General features: G+C 46.0%; 14 protein-coding genes. 6 read left to right on the top strand and 8 right to left on the bottom strand.

The genetic code is table 11. The features are described from left to right. Positions 1 to 34 precede the first annotated feature (34 nt). From Q5866_RS04490 to Q5866_RS04480, 3 genes are all read right to left on the bottom strand, one after another. Positions 35 to 1,135, bottom strand: a complete 1,101-nt coding sequence (locus Q5866_RS04490; RefSeq protein WP_368502009.1) for an MBL fold metallo-hydrolase — start codon at positions 1,133 to 1,135, stop codon at positions 35 to 37. Between the two features lie 164 nt (positions 1,136 to 1,299). After that, positions 1,300 to 2,196 carry a YitT family protein gene (locus Q5866_RS04485; protein ID WP_303179102.1) on the bottom strand — a complete coding sequence of 299 codons (897 nt, stop codon included), beginning with the start codon at positions 2,194 to 2,196 and terminating at the stop codon, positions 1,300 to 1,302. A 4-nt stretch (positions 2,197 to 2,200) separates the two neighbouring features. After that, positions 2,201 to 3,904: a glutamine--tRNA ligase/YqeY domain fusion protein gene (locus Q5866_RS04480; protein ID WP_303179101.1), complete on the bottom strand. Its 1,704-nt coding sequence runs from the start codon at positions 3,902 to 3,904 to the stop codon at positions 2,201 to 2,203. Between the two features lie 80 nt (positions 3,905 to 3,984). Between Q5866_RS04480 and Q5866_RS04475 the strand changes: the two genes are divergently transcribed. From Q5866_RS04475 to Q5866_RS04465, 3 genes are all read left to right on the top strand, one after another. Beyond that, positions 3,985 to 5,964 (top strand): putative porin, encoded by a 1,980-nt coding sequence (locus tag Q5866_RS04475; protein WP_303179100.1) that lies wholly within the window; start codon positions 3,985 to 3,987, stop codon positions 5,962 to 5,964. A 249-nt stretch (positions 5,965 to 6,213) separates the two neighbouring features. After that, a complete protein-coding gene (locus Q5866_RS04470) occupies positions 6,214 to 7,605 on the top strand; it encodes a transporter substrate-binding domain-containing protein (RefSeq protein WP_303179098.1) in 1,392 nt (463 codons plus the stop codon). 160 nt (positions 7,606 to 7,765) lie between these two features. Then, complete coding sequence (locus Q5866_RS04465) at positions 7,766 to 8,515, top strand: hypothetical protein (protein WP_099294001.1); 750 nt, start codon at positions 7,766 to 7,768, stop codon at positions 8,513 to 8,515. Between the two features lie 75 nt (positions 8,516 to 8,590). Here the strand turns inward: Q5866_RS04465 and hydG are convergent, their stop codons facing one another. Both hydG and Q5866_RS04455 read right to left on the bottom strand, forming a co-directional pair. Continuing rightward, complete coding sequence (gene hydG, locus Q5866_RS04460) at positions 8,591 to 10,096, bottom strand: [FeFe] hydrogenase H-cluster radical SAM maturase HydG (protein ID WP_292265795.1); 1,506 nt, start codon at positions 10,094 to 10,096, stop codon at positions 8,591 to 8,593. A 235-nt stretch (positions 10,097 to 10,331) separates the two neighbouring features. Continuing rightward, positions 10,332 to 10,781 carry a GatB/YqeY domain-containing protein gene (locus Q5866_RS04455; RefSeq protein ID WP_303179096.1) on the bottom strand — a complete coding sequence of 150 codons (450 nt, stop codon included), beginning with the start codon at positions 10,779 to 10,781 and terminating at the stop codon, positions 10,332 to 10,334. Positions 10,782 to 10,876: 95 nt separating this feature from the next. Between Q5866_RS04455 and Q5866_RS04450 the strand changes: the two genes are divergently transcribed. The 3 genes from Q5866_RS04450 (at position 10,877) to Q5866_RS04440 (ending at position 14,950) form a co-directional block, all read left to right on the top strand. Then, a complete protein-coding gene (locus Q5866_RS04450) occupies positions 10,877 to 12,208 on the top strand; it encodes an MATE family efflux transporter (protein ID WP_303179094.1) in 1,332 nt (443 codons plus the stop codon). Positions 12,209 to 12,320: 112 nt separating this feature from the next. Continuing rightward, positions 12,321 to 13,220 carry a lytic transglycosylase domain-containing protein gene (locus Q5866_RS04445; RefSeq protein ID WP_303179092.1) on the top strand — a complete coding sequence of 300 codons (900 nt, stop codon included), beginning with the start codon at positions 12,321 to 12,323 and terminating at the stop codon, positions 13,218 to 13,220. Positions 13,221 to 13,279: 59 nt separating this feature from the next. Beyond that, entirely contained in the window at positions 13,280 to 14,950 is a 1,671-nt protein-coding gene (locus Q5866_RS04440; RefSeq protein WP_227217456.1) for a nucleoside kinase, read from the top strand. Between the two features lie 235 nt (positions 14,951 to 15,185). Here Q5866_RS04440 and Q5866_RS04435 read toward each other — a convergent pair whose 3' ends face one another. The 3 genes from Q5866_RS04435 to Q5866_RS04425 all read right to left on the bottom strand — a co-directional run bounded on the left by Q5866_RS04435 (position 15,186) and on the right by Q5866_RS04425 (position 22,164). Then, positions 15,186 to 16,604 (bottom strand): alkaline phosphatase, encoded by a 1,419-nt coding sequence (locus tag Q5866_RS04435; protein ID WP_303179089.1) that lies wholly within the window; start codon positions 16,602 to 16,604, stop codon positions 15,186 to 15,188. Between the two features lie 258 nt (positions 16,605 to 16,862). Next, positions 16,863 to 19,523: a zinc-dependent metalloprotease gene (locus Q5866_RS04430; protein WP_303179088.1), complete on the bottom strand. Its 2,661-nt coding sequence runs from the start codon at positions 19,521 to 19,523 to the stop codon at positions 16,863 to 16,865. Positions 19,524 to 19,545: 22 nt separating this feature from the next. After that, positions 19,546 to 22,164 carry a zinc-dependent metalloprotease gene (locus Q5866_RS04425; protein ID WP_303179086.1) on the bottom strand — a complete coding sequence of 873 codons (2,619 nt, stop codon included), beginning with the start codon at positions 22,162 to 22,164 and terminating at the stop codon, positions 19,546 to 19,548. Between the last annotated feature and the right edge of the window lie 9 nt (positions 22,165 to 22,173).

Genomic DNA, 22,173 nt, shown 5'->3' with positions numbered 1-22,173 from the left:
AATAACATAAAATCGCGAGAACGAGAAAAAAACCTCATTGTTCCACCTTCTCATTCCGAACTATTTCCCCGATAGTAGGTACAAGTACTTCAAAAGGGACATCTTCTCTCATCTTCAACGCGTTCTTCAACGGTTCATCCCAAGGATGCCTTGCCAAAGCATATTTCGAATGATGCACCGTCAAAACACTCTTCGCACCCAAATCCTTCGCGATCTGTTCCAAGTAATCCGGCATCACGTGAATATACTTCCAATCTTCATTATATTGCCCGTTCTCGATGACCGCAAGATCAATACCCGGGAAACGCTTGCCAATCTCGGCGAAATGCGTGTCATACCCCCCATCACCACCTATATATATCTTCCTCGAGGGACTCTCCACGAGAAAAGAAGCCCACAGCGTCCGGTTAGCAGACAATCCCCGTCCCGAGAAGTGACGCGCCGGCAAACAATGAACGACAAAACCATCATCCAGCACGGAGTCTTCAAACCAATCCAATTCCACGATACGTTCCTTGTCAAATCCCCAATACTCGAAATGTTCCCCGACTCCCAATCCGCATATAACCTTACCAACCCGATTCTTCAATGCCGTCACAGTCCCGTAGTCCAAATGATCCCAATGGTCATGGGAAATCACCAGATAATCGATATCCGGCATATCTTCCGGCTTATAAACATCCGTTCCCTTGAAAGGCTTATTGACAAATGATACTGGGGAAGCCATGCAAAATACCGGATCGACCAGTATTCTTTTTCCTCCCGTTTGAATCAGATAGGATGAATGCCCGAACCACACGACCACCTCCTCGTCCAAGGGGATACTCCGCAAATCTGTCTTAATGACAGACACTGCTGTTTCCGGTCGCAGCCTTTCTGTTTTTCTGAATAAAAAATCAACCATAGTCCCGACACGCCCCTTGTCAGAAGCAATCATCACGGTTTCATGCAAATTTTGAAACTGTCCGTCCCTGTAATGAGGTGAACGCTTCACACGCTCCATTCGCTCCCCCCGGGGAAGTCTGCCAAAACTCCGTTGATTCACGAAAACAACCGCAATCCCGGCAATCACCGCGACAACGCCTAATACACTCCAAATTATCATGTGTCTCCTATGCTTTTTTAATGACCTCATATCAATCCTCTTAATTATCAAACACCGTGCCACTCAATTCCATAAAGACACAACGTCATTATAAATTAGTGTGTTTTATCAAAAAAATAAGGTTTATAAAGAAGCCCCTCGTGAGGAATGGCAACTTTATAAACCTTATGAACCTTATAAACTTTACGAACTCCCTAAGTCCGCAGCGTATCAAATCCCCTACCGTACACACCCATGACCGTATTCATCGTGAGGAACGCGTCCGGATCAGCCAATTTCGTCACACGCATAATATTCTGCATCTCACTCTTGCGGGCTACCACAATTAACATTTTGCGTGCCTCACCCGTGTACCAGCCTTGACAATCCACGACGGTTACACCCCGTTTCAAATCATGAGTGATCAGATCAGCAACCTCCTTGTATTTTAACGAGAAAATAAAGAACTGCACGGATTGCATCTGTCCCGTGAACACGAGGTCAATCGTGTACGAGTTCACACCCATGACCACGTAACCGTAGATAATCGTGGCAATCTTTGCCGTCGGATCGACTGCCGTATTTTCCCCGATAAAATAACTACAACCGATAATAAATACATCGATATACATGATAATCTTACCGGGACTGATATTCCGGTACTTGTTAATCATCATTGCCACGATATCCGTACCCGCCGTACTGCCTCCGTTAGCAAGCGAAATCCCGATACCCGCACCACACATGATACCGGAAAGTACCGCACACATGAATTTGTCCTCCAACAGCGGCTCATGAATCAGATTCTGTAACAAACTCAACAGAAACGAACTCATGAAAATAGCATATATCGTCTTGAAACCGAACCGGGGTCCGAGCACCTTAATAGCTATCGCCACCAGCAAAAAGTTAATCACGAAATAGCTATACCCGATAGGAATCACCTCCCCGGAAAGAAAATAAATAATTGTCGAAATACCGGTCACACCACCGCCCACCATACGATGCGGCGCCAAAAACGCGGTAACGGCAAAAGTATAGATCAGCAAACCGAACGTAATTAACAAGTACGCCCGCGCTTCTCTTGCAAACTTATCCCTCGTAACTTTCATTGTATTAATTGTTTTGTTTTGCCCACGTATCCTTTAATCCCACGGTACGATTAAACACCAGTGCCCCCGGTTTGGAATCTTTATCCACGCAGAAATACCCCAAACGCTGGAACTGGAAACGATCGCCTTCCTTGGCATCTTTCAAACTCGGCTCCAACTTACACCCCGTCAACACTCTCAACGAATTCTCGTTCAAGAACTCTTTGAAATCGATATCCTTGTGTCCGGCAGGATCCGGATCTTTAAACAAACGATCGTATAAACGTACCTCTGCCTCTATCGCGTCGGGTGCGGAAACCCAGTGAAGTGTTCCCTTTACCTTCCGGTTGCTCGCGGCACCGGTACCACTACGCGTTTCGGCATCGTATGTGCAATGGATTGTCGTAACATTTCCTTCTGCATCTTTCTCCACGCTCTCGCATTTCACGATATACGCACCTTTCAACCGTACCTCGTTGCCGATCGTCATTCGGAAGAACTTCTTCGGGGCGTCTTCCATGAAATCATCCCGTTCGATAAATAACTCACGGGAGAACGGCACCATTCTCATTCCGGCAGCCTCATCTTCCGGGTTATTCTCGATCTCAACCACTTCGGTCTGTCCTTCCGGATAGTTATCTATCACCACCCGCACCGGATCAAGTACCGCCATTACACGGGGAGCCACCCTGTTCAAATGTTCCCGCACGCAAAACTCCAACAACGCCATATCGACCACTATCTCCCGGCGAGCCACACCCACTTTCTCCGCAAAAGCACGAATAGACTCGGGCGTGTATCCCGCGCGGCGCAAAGCCGTGATCGTAGGCATCCGGGGATCATCCCACCCCGCAACAATACCTTTCTGCACCAGTTCCAACAGACGGCGTTTACTCATCACCGTGTAACTCAAATTACGACGGGCAAACTCGATCTGACGGGGACGGTATTCCGTGTCGAACAACTGATCCAAAAACCAATTGTATAACGGGCGATGCACCTCGAACTCCAAAGTACAAATAGAATGAGTAATCCCCTCGATATAATCACTTTGCCCGTGCGTGAAATCATACATCGGGTAGATACACCATTTATCACCCGTGCGGTGATGCGCCACGTGCATGATCCGGTACAAAATCGGGTCACGCATCAACATGTTGGACGAGGCCATATCTATTTTAGCCCGCAATACTTTCTCCCCGGCTTGAAACTCCCCTGCCTTCATCCGCCGGAATAAATCCAGATTTTCCTCCGGAGTCCTATCCCGGTAAGGACTGTTCACTCCCGGTTCCATCGGGTTCATACGTTGTGCGCTGATCACCTCTGCCGGTTGGTCATCCACGTAAGCTTTCCCCTCCGCAATCAACTTCTCTGCCCAATCATACAATTGCTGGAAATAATCGGAAGCGTAATGAGTTTCCCCTTCCCACTGGAAACCTAACCATTGAATATCTTGTTGTATGGAATCAATATACTCGACATCCTCTTTAGAAGGATTCGTGTCATCAAAACGCAGATTGCACTTGCCGTTGTACTTGGCAGCCAATCCGAAATTCAAGCAAATAGAAGTTGCATGACCGATATGCAAATAACCGTTCGGCTCGGGCGGGAAACGCGTATGTACCCGACCGCCGTTCTTCCCCTCGGCCAACTCCTCCTCAATAATCTGTTCGATGAAGTTCAACGATTTGCCTTCACCTTCTTCTTCCACGAGATAATTCTTATCCATACTGAAAATTTTATAACATATTCGACCGCAAAGGTAATTAATTTATGAGAGTTTTAAAAGTTTCCGTATATTTGCACGCCATGAAATATATATTTTACACCATATTATGCTGCTTAATGTCGCTCACGTCTTTAGCGCAGAGCGATTTTGATTACGGGCATCCGGACGAGGAGGATCCCCGGCGTAGCGCTTTTGACCAAGATAGCACGAGAGGAGAACAACGGTACGTGAAACCGCAACGAGTGGCGTGGAAATGGATGCACGACGGCGTGTACAAACAATATATGTCCATGACGGACACCCTGACCGACGGGATACACAACACGAACCCCATATTCAAACACAGCGTGTCCAACACCTACCTCGGCAACCTACCCTCACCTTATATTTCCAATGTTTTCATCCTTCGCCCCCGCGGAGAAGATTTTCTTCCGCTCGACAGGGTACGGGATTACCTTTTCCGTCCCGAGGACGCCTTGGATTACAACACCTCTACCGCTTTCGCCCAAATCAGCTACTTTAACGGGGGTGGACGAGGAAAAACAGAAGACCGGGTAGATATATGGTACATGCAAAATATCAACCCGTTCTGGAACGCAGGATTCCGGTACAACCTCATGTCCGCGGACGGGGCATACTCGTACCAGAAATCAAAAACATACAACTTCTCCGTTTTCAGTTCTTACGAGAAAGAAAGAGTGGCAGTATCCTTCTTTCTGAACCAGAACGTGGGACACTATGCGGAGAACGGCGGTATTGAAGTTTTGGCAGAAGTCCGGGATACCGTGCTTGATCCCAAAATAATCGGAACCAATCTAGCCATGGAACCTCGGAACAATTTCTACAATTTCAATTTCAGTACGCTGGTACAATACAATATCGGGAATGCCAAAGAAGTCATCACGCCCGTGGATTCCGCTAAACTGGATACCACGTACACCTACCCGATGAAATTCGCCCTCGCCCTGAAAGTCGAAGATAACCAATACCGTTTTAGGGAAGAAAGCGTTGAAACCAACTTTTGGGACACGACCTACTTAAACACCCAATCCAACCAAGACATCACCAACAACCAAAAATACGAAATAGACGCCAAGTTCATACTAAACGAACATCCAAAATACAAATACCTGCCGGGCGTGTACGCCGGGTTAAAATTCAAATACCTGAAATACGACCAACGTGTATCTTCGGACACAATCAACAACCGGGCAACAAACAAATACACCGGAACCTACCTCACTGCGGGAACGTTCAACATGGACTCGACCACCATGTTCAATTTTGATATCTGGGGCAGTTTCTGCCTTGCCGGGGAGTATTCAGCCGACTATTCTTTAGAGGGAAAAATCGTCCAATACCTAAGCCGAAACAGAAATTCATCCGTGACGGCGTATGCCCTATTGGAAACAACCACCCCCAACCGCTATTATGACCAATACACGGGAAATCACAACCAATGGGAAACGAATTTCTCCAAAATCCATGCCTACAACATCAAAGGACACTATAACAACAAACGCCTCCGTACCGAAGTCGGAATCGCTCTGAACAACACGAAAAACTATATCTATTTCGACACCACGGCCTATCCCCGTCAATATGACGGTAATTTAGTCGTATTCACGGCATGGGCGAAACAAATTTTCAGATTAGGTAAATTCTACTTCGATCAAAAAGTGTACTACCAAATCTGTAACAAGGACGAAGTATTGCAACTTCCCAAAGTTGCGCTATACTCCCACAACTACTACCAAAACCGTCTATTTAAAAAAGTATTGGGACTGCAAATCGGTATAGACTTGTTCTACAACACCTCATTCTATTCCAACGCCTACGACCCGAGTATCATGCAATTCTACAACCAAGATATCGAGAAGACCGGCAACTACCCTAAACTCGACGTGTTCCTCACGCTGAACATCAAACGTGCCGACCTGTTCGTGAAATACGAGCATGCCAACGAGCGCTTAGGAAGTCGGGATTACTTTTCCGCCTACACCTACCCGATCAACCCCGCCAAAGTAAAATTCGGCATCCGTTGGAATTTCTTTGATTAAAACGTCCGCCGAGGTGCATTTGACCGTTCTCTAGGGATTCGCTCGCCCGTACTCATATCAAAACCCTACTCTTTCGCAGCATAAACACTCGTGAGCGTCTATGCTACGAAGATGATACGTTCATGATACGTTCATGAGGTAGCGAATGGGTAGAGCAAGAATAGAGCAAGGGTAACAATGTTATTTCTCGAATAGACCTCTCGAAATCAACAACTACACGATTTCCATTTTATTTCGTATCTTTGCACCATGTATATAATAAGAGTTATTACATACACTTGGTTATTCTGGTTTTGTTTATCGGCCTGCGAGACAAAACGCGAAGAAGAACCATTTATTATACCCGATGCCGGGACGCTGGAAAAAATCGAGCGACGAGGCGTCTTAAATGTATGTACTTATTACAACACGACAGACTACTACGTGTATAAAGGCATCCCGAAAGGTTTTCATTACGATCTGGTAAAAGATCTCGCCGATTTTCTCGATGTTAAATTACATATCGAGGTCAATTCCAACGTGGAAGATTGTCTTCGGGAATTAAACGAGGGGAAATACGATCTGGTAGCCATGAGTCTTTCGGTTACGGACGGCAGGAAAGAACAAATCAGCTTCACGGACCCGTTATTCTACACGAGTAACGTACTGGTACAAAACAAGAAACAAGATTCTTTAATACAGGACATACAAGATTTACGAGGAAAAGAAATTTTCGTTCAAGAGGGTACTACATACAAAAGTTTTCTCCGGGAATTGAGTGATTCTCTTCAACTGAATTTAAAGATCACGGAAGTAGAATATCTTACTTATGAAGATATCCTCCTGCAAGTAGAGAAAGGTGAGCTTCCACTTACCGTGATAGATAAAAATATCGCACAGATCGCGGCCCAATACATGACACACATAGATTACTCTCTGGAATTATCGGGAGCGGAACCCGTGGCGTGGGCAGTAGCCGGAAAAGCAAAATACCTGCTCCATGAAGTAAACCAATGGTTGGGTGCCATGAAGAAAAGGGAAAAGTTTCCCGTACTTTACAACCGCTATTACAAAAGCAGTTACGTAACTTCGCTCCACAACTCGAAATACTACAAATTAAAAAACGGGATTATATCCAGCTTTGACCCGATCATCAAAAAAGAAGCCGCCAAAATAGGTTGGGATTGGCGTTTGCTGGCTGCCATAATTTTCCAAGAATCCGGATTCGACCCGGAAGCGACATCCAATTACGGGGCTGTCGGATTAATGCAAGTGATGCCGGAAACCGCGTTGCAACTCGGTTTCGAAGATTACATAGAGCCGGAAGATAACATCAAAGTAGGAAGTTACTATCTCCAATACCTTGAAAAAATGTTTACCAAATATGACCTCGACACCTTAAACCGGATCAAATTTACTTTAGCCGCGTACAATGCCGGAGCGGGACACGTGTTCGACGCCATGAGATTAGCCGAATCCTACGGGAAAAACCCGAACATCTGGAATAATAATGTAGATTACTTCATCCGTTACAAATCCCGCCCCGAAATATACCGGGACACCCTGTCCCGCAACGGCTATTGCGACGGCAAACAAACCTTCAACTTCGTGAATAACATCATCGAAAACTATACCCATTATAGAAATACCATCCCAAGATGATTTACGATTTATGATTTACGATTTCGTGGTTAAAGAATCATTCAATCTAAAATCATAAATCGTAAATCTAAAAATACCTCAGGCGAATATTGATTTACTTTTATTTTTTTCATACCTTCGCATCAGAGTTTCGATCATCATTTTATTAATTATTAAAGACATGCCTTACAGAAGATTACCGAATACAGACGCAGCGAGGATAAGGGCATTGGAAACGGCCTTGAACAAAGAGGATTTCTCTGATATCAATAATTTACCGTTTTCTTTGAGCCTAAGGCAAAAAATTGAATTCTTTTTACCGAAATTCAAAACGGCAATCACAAATTCACAATGTGCCAGAGAAAAACAAATGGTAAATAGCCGGAAATACGGGGAATACACTAAAAAAGCCAAACTATATATATCGCACTTTTTGCAAGTGCTGAATTTTACTATTGCACGAGGTGAGTTAAAACCTATCGCGCGTACATTTTACGATATAGCGGAAGATGATACCAAACTTCCTTCACTCGTTTCCGACCAAGATTTGTTGGAATGGGGTGCAAAAATAATAGCCGGAGAACAGGAACGCACCCGTAAAGGGGGCGGAAATCCGATATATAGTCCCTCTATCGCTTTGGTTAAAGTAAATTACGAGAACTTCAAGCAAGCCTACGCTTCTCAAAAACAATTCCAACAAAACTCTGCCCGCTGTAGTGCCGAAGTAGCGCAATACCGGAGTGAAGCAGACGAATACATTCTTTCCCTGTGGAACGAAATCGAGGCACATTACGCCGATATAGACGACGAAGAAGAACGCCGCCAAAAATGCGAACGCTTCGGACTTGTCTACGTGTTCCGCAAAGGTGAACGGGAAGAAATAAAAAGAAAAAAGGAAGCTGAACGAATTACGCTCAAACTTCCGTTTTAATTTTAAATTTATGGATTTTAGATTTTAAATTTCATGGATTATTTCAATCTAAAATTTAAAATCTAAAATTGTAAATTACATGTATAAATCTCTTTCCCCTCTCGCGATCCGGTCGTAATATGAACGGAAGGTCGGGAGTAATTTATTCTTACTAAAGAAGGGGGTCGCCTCAATCTCTCTTAATTCCTGCTCGATCAGTTTCTCGCCGATCTCACGGGTCGCGGGAGAAGCATAGTCATTCAAGTACTCCCGGAAGGTCAAAACAGCGTTTAACTTACAAAACTTACCCTCGACTCCTTTTTCCAACAGGGTCATGATCTTATCTCCAGTACGCCCGCAACGATAGCCGGCAGTACAGAAAGAGGTAATCATCCCGTCGTTAGCCAATTCCCGTATCACTTCATCGAGAGAACGCTGGTCACCCAACATAAATTGGACTTTCTCGATATTCTCCTCCTGTTTCAATTTTTTGGCGTAAGCCCCGATACCCAATTTTGAAGAAGCGTCGGTTTGCGTGCACCCGAAATGAGTCAGTAAATCCCGTTTCAAGTTCGGTTCCTCGCGTGCCGTCACGATCAACCCGCTATACGGGATCGCCAGACGCAACACCGCAACCACCCGCCTCATGGCGTCATTGCTGACCAGATAAGGAGAATTCTCGCTCAAGAAAGACCCCGGGGCCGGTTGCATGCGCGGGAAAGACACCGTGTGCGGTCCGATACCGAACTGGCGTTCCAAATCCAAAGCATGATGCAACAATCCCATCACTTCAAACTTCCAGTCGTACAACCCGAACAGCGCCCCAATAGCCACATCGTCGATTCCCGCCTCCATGGCACGATGCATCGCGTAAAGACGCCAACGGTAATTCCCTTTCACCGTGTTGGCCGGGTGCAATTCCGCGTATCTCTCCCGGTGATAAGTTTCTTGGAACACTTGGAACGTACCGATACCCGCTCTCCACAATTTCTTCAAATCGGCAATCTCCATGGGTGCCGCATTCACGTTCACCCGTCGGATATTATTAAAACCGTTTCCGGTAGGAGTTTCCCGTTTCACCGAATAAATCGTGGAGATAGATTCGGCTATATAGTCAGCCCCGTTTTTCGGGTGCTCGCCATACACGGCAATCATTCGCTTGTGTCCCTCGTCGATCACTGCGGCCGTTTCCTCCCGCACCTCGTCCATCGACAACACGTGGCGAATCTCCTCTTTATTTTCTGCCCGGAAACCACAGTATTTACAACTATTCACGCACAAATTCGACAAGTATAACGGGGCAAAGAAAACGATACGGTTATCATACACTCTTTTCTTCACTTCCAAGGCAGCCTCTTGCATCTCGTGAAAGAGTTCAGGGTCTTCCACGTTCAACAAAGTAGCCGTCTCGTCAGGCGTCAATATTTTTATTTCCAGCGATTTTTGTAAAATATCGCGCACTCGTTGCTTATCGGGGTTCTTGCCCTTTTCGATCTCTTCAAATATCTTTTCCTCGTCAATAAAATCTTTCCCGTCAACCAGATACTTATCAATCTCTGCCTGTTTAATAACATGAGCAGTCCAATCTTTCACAGTAGCCATTTCTTTCATTTATTAGTTCCTAAAGTCCATACAGTATATCGGTTCATAAGGTTCATCTCCCCCGGAAAAACCTCCGGCTACACCATTAACGCTTGGCCTTATGAATTTTACTAATCTTATACAAAGATCGGAATTATTTACTCAATTCCTCCCCATTCCTGATACTTATTTTCAATCACGTCATAGACGGAATCAATAAAATACCCCGATCTTACGCGGACTTATTAGCACGTGATTACGCCAACAACTCTTTTACAATAGCGGAAATCATTTTGCCGTCAGCTATTCCGGCCAACTCTTTGGTAGCAACACCCATCACTTTCCCCATTTCTTTGGCTGAAGTTGCACCCGTTTTCTCGATAATTCCTTTCAAGGCAACACGCAATTCATCTTCATTCAACTGTTTCGGCAAAAACTCGTTCATCACCTCCACTTGAGCCATTTCATGAGCGTACAAATCCTCACGCCCCTGTTGCTTGTAAATTTCGGCAGACTCCCGTCCTTGTTTTGCCAATTTCTGGATGATCTTGATACTTTCGCTGTCGGCAATCTGCTCCGGGGCTCCTGCCACGGATTTAGCCTCGATGAAGACCTTCTTTATATTTCTTAAAACCTCAAGGCGGATCGTATCTTTCGCTTTCATGGCTGCCATGATGCCCTTACTAACTTGCTCTTCTATTGTCATTTTTGCTTGAATTTAAATTTATAACCCACGAAGTTACGATTTATTCTGCAATTTATAAAGATTATCCGTTAATTTTGCAGCCAAAACAAGAACACATGAAGACGGTCATCACGAACAAAACAGTTTGGAATATAGCCTACCCTATTATCCTTGGAAGTTTGGCACAAACACTCATTACCTTAACGGACACCGCCTTTCTGGGGCGTGTCAGCGAGATCGCCCTAGGTGCTTCCGCCATGGCAGGAATCTACTATTACGTGTTTTCCACGCTGGCATGGGGATTTTCCATCGGGATCCAGATCATCGTGGCACGGCGGTTGGGAGAAGGACGTCTGAACCGGATCGGAGTTGTTTTCGAGCACGGGTTATGTTTCGTGTTTCTGCTATCCACGTCGCTATTCCTCATTCAACGATATTTCAGTGATGTACTCTTGGGAGCTTCCATACAGTCGCCCAATATCTACGAGGCGGCGATGGAATACATGTCATACCGCCATTACGGGATTATATTCGTGTGCTTCAACTTCTTGTTCAGGGCTTTATATATCGGGCTCTCCAACACGAAAATCATAGGCTACTCCACTGCCGCTATGGCAACGATCAACGTGGTATTCAATTATCTGTTGATCTTCGGTAAATTCGGTTTCCCCGAGATGGGAGTCGGCGGAGCCGCCCTAGCCTCCGTCATGGCTGAAATATCGGCGTTCTTGATTTTTATTTTCTACACGTTGCTGAAACTCCCCATCAAACAGTACGCCTTATTCTCCTTCCACAAACTGGAAGGATGGCTCATGCTGACCGTGCTTAAAACAGCGTTCCCCACCATGTTGCAAAAACTATTGTCTTTCGGGACATGGTACATCTTTTTCATGCTCATCGAGCACATGGGCGAACGTCCTATCGCCATCACGATCGTCGTCCGTAGCGTTTATATGCTGATACTTATCCCCGTCTTCGGTTACGGGGCGACAGCCAATACCCTTACCAGCCGACTCATCGGGGAACAACGGCAACCGGAGATCATGCGTACCTTGCGGCGGATCATGAAACTCGCCATGCTAAGCGTGCTTCCGGTGTTATTGATATGCTATATCTTCCCGCAACAGGTGTTATCTATCTACTCCAACAGCAGTGATCTGATTACCGCCTCCATGCCTTCCCTTTACGTGGTCGGATTAGCCGCGCTCAGCTTCTGCTTCGGGATCACGTTCTTTGAAGCCATATCCGGAACGGGTAACACGACTCATGCCTTGATACTCGAATCATTCGTACTCGTGTTCTACACATTCCAGACATGGCTGCTTACCACCGTTGTGCACGCTAACGTAGAATTCGTGTGGACTGTCGAAGTCACCTATGGCATGCTTATCGGTATCGTTTCTTGGTTTTACTTGAGATACGTGAAATGGCAACAGAAAAAACTGTAAAAGGATTTATAAACTCTTTTTCTCTATTTTTGCAACAAAAAGTAGGGAAAAACCCGTATATTCGAAAAATATAAATTCATTAGCCGTGCAAAAAAATATTATAATAACATTCTTGACTATACTAGTCTTAATAAACAGCGCCATAATCGGATATTACGTCTACAAACAGGAGTTTGAGGCACCGGAAGAAGAGGAATATATACCGCATTTCTTATTGCCGTCAGACGTATTTTGTCCCGACACATTCTATCTGGCGGGGGAACGGGTCCCCTTGGAAAGAATCGACGTGATTGAAGCATTCAAGAAAGAATTGATCGTCAACACGAATCTTCATTCACACACGATACAGGTAATTAAAAATGCCCCCCGCTATTTCCATATCATAGAACCTATCTTAAAAGAAGAGGGCATACCGAACGATTTCAAATACCTCGCCGTCATTGAAAGCAGCCTCAACCCCTTAGCGGTATCTTACGCGGGAGCCGTCGGGATATGGCAATTGATGAGCGGCACGGCAAAAGAACTCGGGCTTGAAGTCACGAACGACGTGGACGAACGCTACCATATCGAAAAGGCCACCCGTGCCGCTTGTGCCTACCTAAAAAAAGCACACGAGAAATTCGGTTCGTGGACAGCGGCTGCCGCATCCTACAACGGGGGGATGAATATGCTCTCCAAACAAATAGACCGCCAGAAAGAGAAGTACTTCTACGACCTGCTGATGGGGGAAGAAACGGGTCGCTACGTCTACCGCATGATGGCGCTGAAACAGATCATGGAAAACCCTCACTTGTACAACTTCCACGTGGGGATCAAATACCCCATCGAGCCGACAACACAAGTCAAGGTTACCAAATCAATCAAGGACTTGGCGGACTTTGCCCAAGAACACGGGATCACGTACAAAACGTTGAAACGATTCAACCCATGGCTCAGACAAACATCATTAAAAAACGGAAAACATAAAACTTACTATATATTGATCCCGGAAAACAAGGAAGCATATAAATAAAGTTTGCGGCACGTTATTTGCAATCTTTGTCAATGTGAATTACATAAATGACTCGAAACATGGAAAAAAATAAAATAATTGTATTTTGTGAAAATACACAGGAAGCCTATCAGATTCCGACAGGCTCCAGCTTGAAAGAATTCAAAAAAATCGTGTTCCCCGATAATCACCAAAACATATTGGGTGCCTTGGTCAACAACGAGGTGCGTGACCTTCATTATGAAATATATAACCCGAAATACGTCAACTTTGTAGACGTAACTACATTGGACGGGTACAGCGTGTATACGCGGTCGCTGTTGTTCGTACTTTACAAGGCGGTAATCAATCTTTTCGGGAAGAAAACCCTAATCGTGGAGTATCAACTCTCCAACGGGGTATTCTGTCGTCTGGCAAACAAGGACGTCATCCTCACGGGTGAACGGATCGACACGATCAAAGCGGAAATGCAACGCATCATTGATCATGACTACGAAATCACGCGAACGGAATACCCGACGGAAGAAGCCATCAAATTATTTAAACGCCAAGGACTGAAAGACAAGGAACTCTTACTTTCATCCCGGGGTAAACTATTCACCTCTGTTTATTCAATAGACGGCACGTGCGACTATTTCTACGGGACATTGGCTCCCTCTACCGGATGCCTGAAAGTATTCGATCTGATGGACTATAAAGACGGAATGTTGCTTTTGCTTCCCGACCGGATGAACCCGACCGAGATACTTCCGTATTACCCGCAGGAAAAACTATATAACACGTTCAGCGAATTCAAGCGCTGGGGTAAAGTACTGGAAGTCTCGCAAATCGGGCACTTGAATCAAGCCATCGAACACCGCCATGCCGGCGAAATGATTAAAGTCAGCGAAGCGCTTCACGAGAAGAAAATTTCTTTGATCGCCGACATGATCCGGAAAAGAAGAAAAAAACTAAAAGTAATATTAATCGCCGGTCCCTCTTCATCCGGGAAAACGACTTTCGGCAAACGACTGGCTATCCAACTTCTGGTAAACGGTATCAAGCCGGTCAATCTCTCGTTGGATAATTATTTCGTGAACCGGGAACAAACTCCTAAAGATGAAAAAGGCGAATATGATTTTGAAACCATTGACGCGTTAGATATCAGCACGTTTAATGACAATATCGTCCGACTGTTGCGAGGCGAGGAAGTCGAAATCCCCAAGTTCTCGTTCGAAACTGGACAACGCTTCTATGATGGTGAAAAATTAAAAATATCCAAAAACAACGTGATTATCGTGGAAGGAATCCACGGGTTGAACCCTAAATTAACCGAATATCTCCCGCAAGAGAGTCTGTTCAAGATATTTATCTCGGCATTAACCGCTATCTCTATTGATGATCACAATATCATTAACCCGTCGGACAATCGCTTGATTCGCCGTATGGTCAGAGATCACAAATACCGCGGTTACTCGGCTCTGGATACACTGAAAAGATGGGAAAGCGTCCTTTCCGGGGAACAAAAACACATCGTTCCCTATCAGGAAGAAGCAGACGTCATGTTCAACTCGGCATTGGCGTACGAACTCGGTGCATTGAAACAACAAGCCGTTCCCCTGTTGGAAGAAGTTCTGGTAAAATACCCGGAACACTCGAAAGCAACCCGCTTGCTGAAATTCTTCTCGTACGTGCAAGCCGTACCGACCCGGGAAATCCCGCCGACCTCGATTCTTCGAGAATTTCTGGGTGGAAGTTCCTTCAAATATTAAATATATTCAGCCCCGGTCTTTTTCAAAAGAAACCGGGGCTGATTCATACAAGACCCACTGTAATCCCAAAGAAGTTATACCCAAGTCATACCCCTCTTTCGTTCTTCCTCCGTTTATCCTCTGGACATCCTATAATCTTTCATATAGAATCAATAGAGCGAAACTGTCCGGACTACGTTCCTTTTTACTTATTTCCCTAGGTCTTGGGTATAATTACAGTGGGTTCTCTATAGGACTAATATCCCGCCACCCGCTTTATCACACCATAGATTTCCGTGTTATCCGAGATACTGCCGAATTGTTCCGCCCCGACACCAATCGCATAAACAGGAACAGCCCCTGCCGAATGCCCGCCGCTTGACCATTGAATCATAGCTTTACGGTTCAGTATTTCCACGGCGGTCTGTGCCACGGGATTTACTAAAGCGTGTTCGCTCCGCAAAAGCCGCATTCCCTCGGGAGTAAGGGAGCTCATGCAAGCAGTTTTCAATAATTGTTCCTCATCCGGGGATAACTCGACCGCACCACCGAAACCACACTCTTTATTCAATAATTCCCGCAAATCACGGTAAGTTAGTGTATTCCCTTTGTTTTCTTGCAATTGCTTCAGTTTCCGGGTTAAACCGATAATCGAACTTTTTTGATTTGCCAAAACTTTCAGATTCAATTCATAAGGACCGTTCCCCAAAGCCAATCCTCCGGTTTCGTGGTCAGCAGTCACGACAATCAGGGTTTCATCGGGATACGCCTTGTAAAAATCAAGAGCTTTCCCTATCGCCTCCGAAAAATCGACAACTTCGTGAAAAGCTGCCGCCCCGTCATTGGCATGGCAGAGCCAATCAATAATACCTCCCTCCACCATGAGGAAAAAACCGTCGTCATTTCGCCCCGACAAAAACTGAATTGCCTTTTCGGTAATATCCGAAAGTGTAAGATCACCACTCGTCCGGTCAAGTACGGCAGGCAAACTCGACGGGTTGGCACAATCCTCCGGTTGCACGTAAACCACTTTCTTCGCCCCACCGGATAATGCTTGAAAATCCCGCGTATGGTCAATAATCACGTAACCGGAATCACGTAACAAAGAATAGAGATCGACAGCCGAAGAATCACGGGGGGAAAAGACCTGCTTCAATCCGGCACCACCGTAAAAATCAAATCCGGCTTTAGCGGCATCTGTCCCAATCTCGTAATACATCTTCCGATCCGGCTGACAAGCGTAAAAGACGGCAGGCGTGGCATGATTGATCGCCACACTCGTGGTAACCCCCACCCGCTTCCCGGCTTGTTTCGCCTTCCACGCGATACTGGATAACGGATTACGTTCCCGATCCATCCCGATATGCCCGTTTTGTGTTTTTACCCCGGTCGCCAGAGCCGTTCCGGCGGCAGCCGAACAAGTCACCGAATTTGTACCGGAATAAGTGGTCACGTAATTGCGAACCGGGAAAGTAGTAAAAGAGAGCACTTTCGTTCCGACACGTCCCTCTAACTCCGCCATATACATCTCTGTCCCAATCACTTGGTTCACGCCCATTCCGTCACCGATAAAATAAAACACGTATTTCGCTTTTGTCTGCCCCGTCTTACCCGCACAACCGAATACAACAATGAACCAAACCACCCCCAGAAGAATAAATCTTGTATGTTTCATGCTTTTTTACATTAGAAGAGGTTATTAATTTTCAGATAATATGAATGAAAAGTTTCCCGAAGCGGAGAGAGTAACTAGCTCTCCCTCTGTTTATAGAGGGAGTACCCCGAAGGGGGGAGGGAGTTCGTTGAAGTACTCGTGATATCCGGATCTTTTCTTGTGAAAAGTGAGTATTGCAACAAACTCCTCCGTCTGCTTCGCAGCCACCTCCTCTATAAACAGAGGAGGAGCTGAAATACAAACTTTATGAACTCATTTTTATTTATTCCCCAGCATCTGTTTCACGGCGAACAGCATGGCTTGATAATGCGGTTTGTCGGTTGCATTTGCAGAAGCAACACGACGTTGCAACAAAGAAGCGATTTTGGTCGCCGTTTCGTAATAATAAACGGCAGATTCGTCAATGGCAGTCGAGCGAACCCAGTTCTGCCACCCGTAACCATAACCGAAACCGGTTTGTTTCATCAACCCGACCAGATAAGCCTTCCCTTCCCGCTGTTCCACTTCTTTCAAGTCTTGGGCATACTTATCAATCATACCGCTCTCGTCCAACCCGTACAGGCATATCTCATCAATCGTGGGAGCATAAGCTACTTCTGCCGAAATATTGTTGACACTCACCAATCCGATTTTGTTTCCCCCGATAGAGGACACGGAACGGGACATCATGTCCAGCATGGTCTTTTGCATGATTTTATCCCCATGCGTGAGTTTCCGGTTACGGATAGCGGCATCCCATGCCCCGGTATAGAAATCGTCAAAGAATTCCCGCAACGTATAAGGGTTTTTCTCCGCCAAATAAGAGGATAAGGTCACGTTCATGTATATTTTAGTCAAAATTCCGGCAACAGAAGCATTGAGTTCGGAAGAGGCTTTCGTGCTGAGTTTGAACTTCGAGCAAACTTCCCGGCTATCCAACCAATCGTTATCCTGCAATTGCTTGGTCACCCATTTCATGGCTGCCTTCTGCCTTTCACGAGGTACAGAACGGAATCGCTTGTCAACGCTGCCGTCTTTGGCTTCCGTCAAGTAGATTCCCCCGATACAATAAACCGCGTTTTGCAAATAACGACCGTATTGTTTCACGATCTGGCTGTAAAGTTCCTGCCGATGTTCAGCCGATTCGTCATCCTGTATCCAGTTATTCAAATTCTTGAGGATATATTTCAAGTTCTTGATACCATAATCCCCTGCTTTAATCGGGTCATCACCCAAATCTTCTTCCAAGGCACTCGGGTCATAACGACTGGACATCTGTTGTTTCCCGTAACGATACAAAGGATCGCCGGCTTTTTCATCTATCCATGATTCCGTAATTTTAGCTTCCTCGAAAATATCTTTAGCTTCCGGAACGGGAGTGTACAACCATTTGATAGCATACAAATCATACACGCCCAAATCGGGCGGGGTAAGTCTTACCCCTTTATCATTCGGTTGCGCCACGTAATTGAAACGCGCATAATCCATGATAGAGGGCGTTGTTCCATATTTTTGAGTGAACGCAGCAGAACGCAACGAATCCACGGGATAAGCGGCGGAAGCGGACATATTGTGCATCAGTCCGAGGCAGTGCCCCATCTCGTGCGCCAACACGTAGGCCATTGACTCTTCCAACACGTCTTTCGGTAATTTTTTGCCTCGCACTCTCGGATCAATCTGTGCCGTTTGCACGAAACGCCAATAATTCAACATCTTCACGATATCGTTGTAAACCAAGATTGAAGCATTCAATATCTCCCCGGTCATCGGGTCTACCCAAGAAGGCCCCATGGCATTCTGCGTGCTGGAAGGCACGTAGCGGATACAGGAATATTTCAAATTATCGGGGTCGAAATCGGGATCATTAGTCGGAAAGTCCAACACTTGCACCACGTTCTTGAAACCGATTTTCTCGAAAGCCCTGTTCCATCTCAACACCCCCGTGCGGATAGGTTGTTTCCACTCCTCCGGGAAAAGATTATCCAGATAGAACACGATCGGTTTCACGGGTTCCACCAGCTCTCCCCGCTTGTAAGCTTCCATATCTTTAGGCTCCAAGCGCCAGCGATGTGCCAGTGAATAACGTTGCAACTGGTCGGCGTCATTAGCGATATATTGTTTGTTTGTCAAGAAGATACCGATACGAGAATCCGAAATACGGGGACGCATCCGGTCTTCCGGTAAAAGCAAGAGAGTACGGGTAACTTTGATTGACACGGGACGATTCTCGTAGAGGATAGTGTTCAAGTACTTGGCACTCACGTTGTAGGAAAGTGCTGATTTGATAGAAACATTGTCCTCGAACGCTTTTATACCATCTATAGTCGACAAAGATTTGTTAATCGAATTGCGGAATGCCAGCGGGAAAGCCTCATCCACCATAGGAGTCACGGCAGCATCACCACCGGTAAATAACGCCGTCATCTCGAAAACCACCGCCGTACTGTCGGCATTGTAAGCCAACACCTTGTATCCCTCTATAATCGGGTTGATAAAATTCTGATCAATCACCCGTTGAATACGAGGGTCTTTTTTGTCATAACTCACGTAGGAATTAACTTTTCGCATATGTACCATACTATCCGCCAGCGTGAAACAGATATGCATGGGCTCCTTGACTTTATACCCGTTCGTGGAAACCGAGTTATCACTGGTTTCCGTGGTCGTAGAAGCCAGTAACATATCTTTTCCCATCACGGCAAGCGGCATCTCGAAATATAATTTTCCGTCCACTTTATGAAGCGTCATAAAACCACCCTTTGCCATCTCGTGCGATTTTCCCTTGAACAACCTCTCGTATTTACTGAGTTTCTTCACGGGAGGCTTCGCAACCGTTTCCTCTTTTTTCGTCGTTTTTTTCTTCCTTTCCGCGGCCTCTACCGTCAGCAAACAGGCATTCACCATAAACACAGTGATTAACAATACAATCCAATTTTTCATACCATATTTTATTACATTCATACTACTTTCTTTCTATCAATATCTTTTGTGCCATTAAAAGCATTGCCCGATAATGGGGACGATCCTCCTCGGGAGCCGTCAGCACTTTTTTCTCCAGCATATCCCGGCATTCCCGCACCATTTTATAAAAATAGACATCCTCGTTATTCAGCACTTTGCTATTGACTTCTCCCTGCCAGCCGTAGCCGTGCCCGAAATTTGTCCACTCCGCTTCCGGCTGCCGTACATGGGGTATGTTTTCCAGTCCCTGTTCCCACAACCGTTCCATGATTTCCTCTGTCAAATGGCCTTGTTCCAGATTATACACCCAACTTTCTTCGGGAGTAACGGCATAAGCTGAGGCTGCCGATTGCAGGCTGAAGCGATTCCCACCGACATACGACACCGGCATTCTGGATTTGCTCAACCAAGTTCTCTGCATCAACCGGTCGGTTCTTGTCGATGCCCGACCTTCCAAGGCGCTCGCCCAAATTCCCCGGTAAACATCCTCGGCAAATTCATTCATCGTGTAAGGATCATCGGAAAGGTGAGATGACAGCGTGACGCAAGCCGCACGATTAAACAAAGCATTCAACACCGAAGTCCTCACCCGCCATGATGCCGGAATCCCTAACCCGAAACGGTCTACCAAATCCCGGTTATCCAACCACGCCCCCTCTCTCAATTGCCGAAGTAACCAGTTCACGGAAGCTTTCTGCACCTCTCTCGGCACAGGTCTGAATTTCTCTCCGGGAGTCCCTTCTTTCACTTGATTCAAGTAAATTCCCCCGATATTATACAACACGTTCATCAAGTAACGCTCGTATTGTTTGGTTAGATTCGAGTATAACTGCTTGCGGTGCTCTGCCGAAACATCTTCCTCTATCCAGTCATTTATATTTTCAATAATATATTTCAAATTGGCAATCCCGTAGTCACCCGCTTTCAAGGCATCATCCCCCAAATCTTCTTCCAATGCAGAGGGATCATAACGATTCCTATCCTGCTCTCTCCCGTAACGATACATGGGGTCTCCGGCTTTCTCGTCCACCCAAGCCTCCAGTATCTTCGCCTCTTCCTGCACGGAAGACGCATCCGGAAACGGGGTATACATCCATTTAATCACGTACTCGTCATACACGCCCAAATCGGGCGGAGTCAACTTCACACCTTTGTCACCGGGTTGAGCCACGTAATTGAAACGGGCGTAATCCATGATCGAGGGAGTCGTGCCGTATTTTCGCGTAAATGACACCGAACGCAAGGAATCCACGGGAAACGCACTGGAAGCTGCCATATTGTGCATCAATCCCAAACAATGCCCCATCTCGTGCGCAATCACGTATTCCAGCGATTCACTCATAATATCGTCGGGCATTTTCTTTGTCCTCACGGACGGATCGAGTTGCGCCGTCTGAAGAAGACGCCAGTTATTCAACGCCCACGTGACATTGTTATAAACAAATATCCCCGCATTCAGAATTTCTCCCGTCATGGGATCAACCCGAACAATCGCCTCTGCATTCTCGTGCGTGTAAGGCACATAGCGCACGCAAGAATATTTCAAGTTATCCGGATCAAAACCGGGGTCATCGGTCGGGAAATCCTCTACCCGAATCGCATTCTTGAACCCGATTTTCTCGAAAGCCTTGTTCCACCTCAATATTCCTTTCTTGATCGGCTCCTTCCAACTTTCCGGGAAATCCGTATCCACGTACATCACGATCGGCTTAACGGGTTCCGTCAATACCCCCTGCCGGTAAGCCTCCACGTCTTTCGGTTCCACCCGCCAGCGATGTATGTAAGAATAGGAACGAATGTCATTTCCTTCTTCCGGGATATAACGTTTATCCGTGAGGAAAGTACCCACGCGGGAATCCGACAACCGGGGATGCATTTTCTCTTCAGGCAAAAGCATCAATGTCCGGTTTGCTTCCAAAGTCACCGCCACCTGTCGTAACACGGGTATGATAGAATACCACACGTTCACCGTGTATAACAACGTGGAGCGAATCGAAACATTATCATCAAAAGCCTTTATCTCACCGAGCCGGGATTGCGCGGGCTTCATATGTCCCTGCACGTCATAGCGCCCGGTCATCTTGGCAAGGGGCGACAATTGTGCTATATCCGTGTGAAACAGACTGGTCACGTCGAACACCACGGCAGAGCTGTCAGGTGTATAGGCTAGTACCTTATAGCCGAACAGAATCGGATCACCGTATCCTTGTTTCATCACTTGTTTCATTCGCTCGTTCTCCAAGTTCGCGGTCATGGTCGAAGCCACCGTGCGCAATTGCACGGTACTGTCCTCCAACACGAAACGAATATGCATAGCGTTCGGAGTCGAGCCACAAACTGCCGCCATATTATTACTGGTCTTTGCGACAGTGGAAGCCAACAACATCTCCCGTCCCAAAACACGCAACGGCATCTCGAAATAGAGTTTCCCGTCTACCTTATGTAAGGTCATAAAGTCACTCGAAACCGTCGTGCACGTTTTACCTTTAAACAGTTGTTCATACTTGCCCGGTCGCTTCTCTTCCTGCTTGTTTTTCTTTGCTTTTCTCTCGCTTCCCAAGGAGCAGAATCCCGACAACAGCAAAATGAAAACCATATTCGGTATTATCCATTTTCTCATATATCTTGT

The sequence above is a fragment of the uncultured Butyricimonas sp. genome (genome assembly GCF_959596855.1).
GTDB lineage: Bacteria > Bacteroidota > Bacteroidia > Bacteroidales > Marinifilaceae > Butyricimonas > Butyricimonas muris.
Note: the sequence above shows the minus strand (reverse complement) of the source record. Positions and strands in the feature narration are given on the sequence as shown.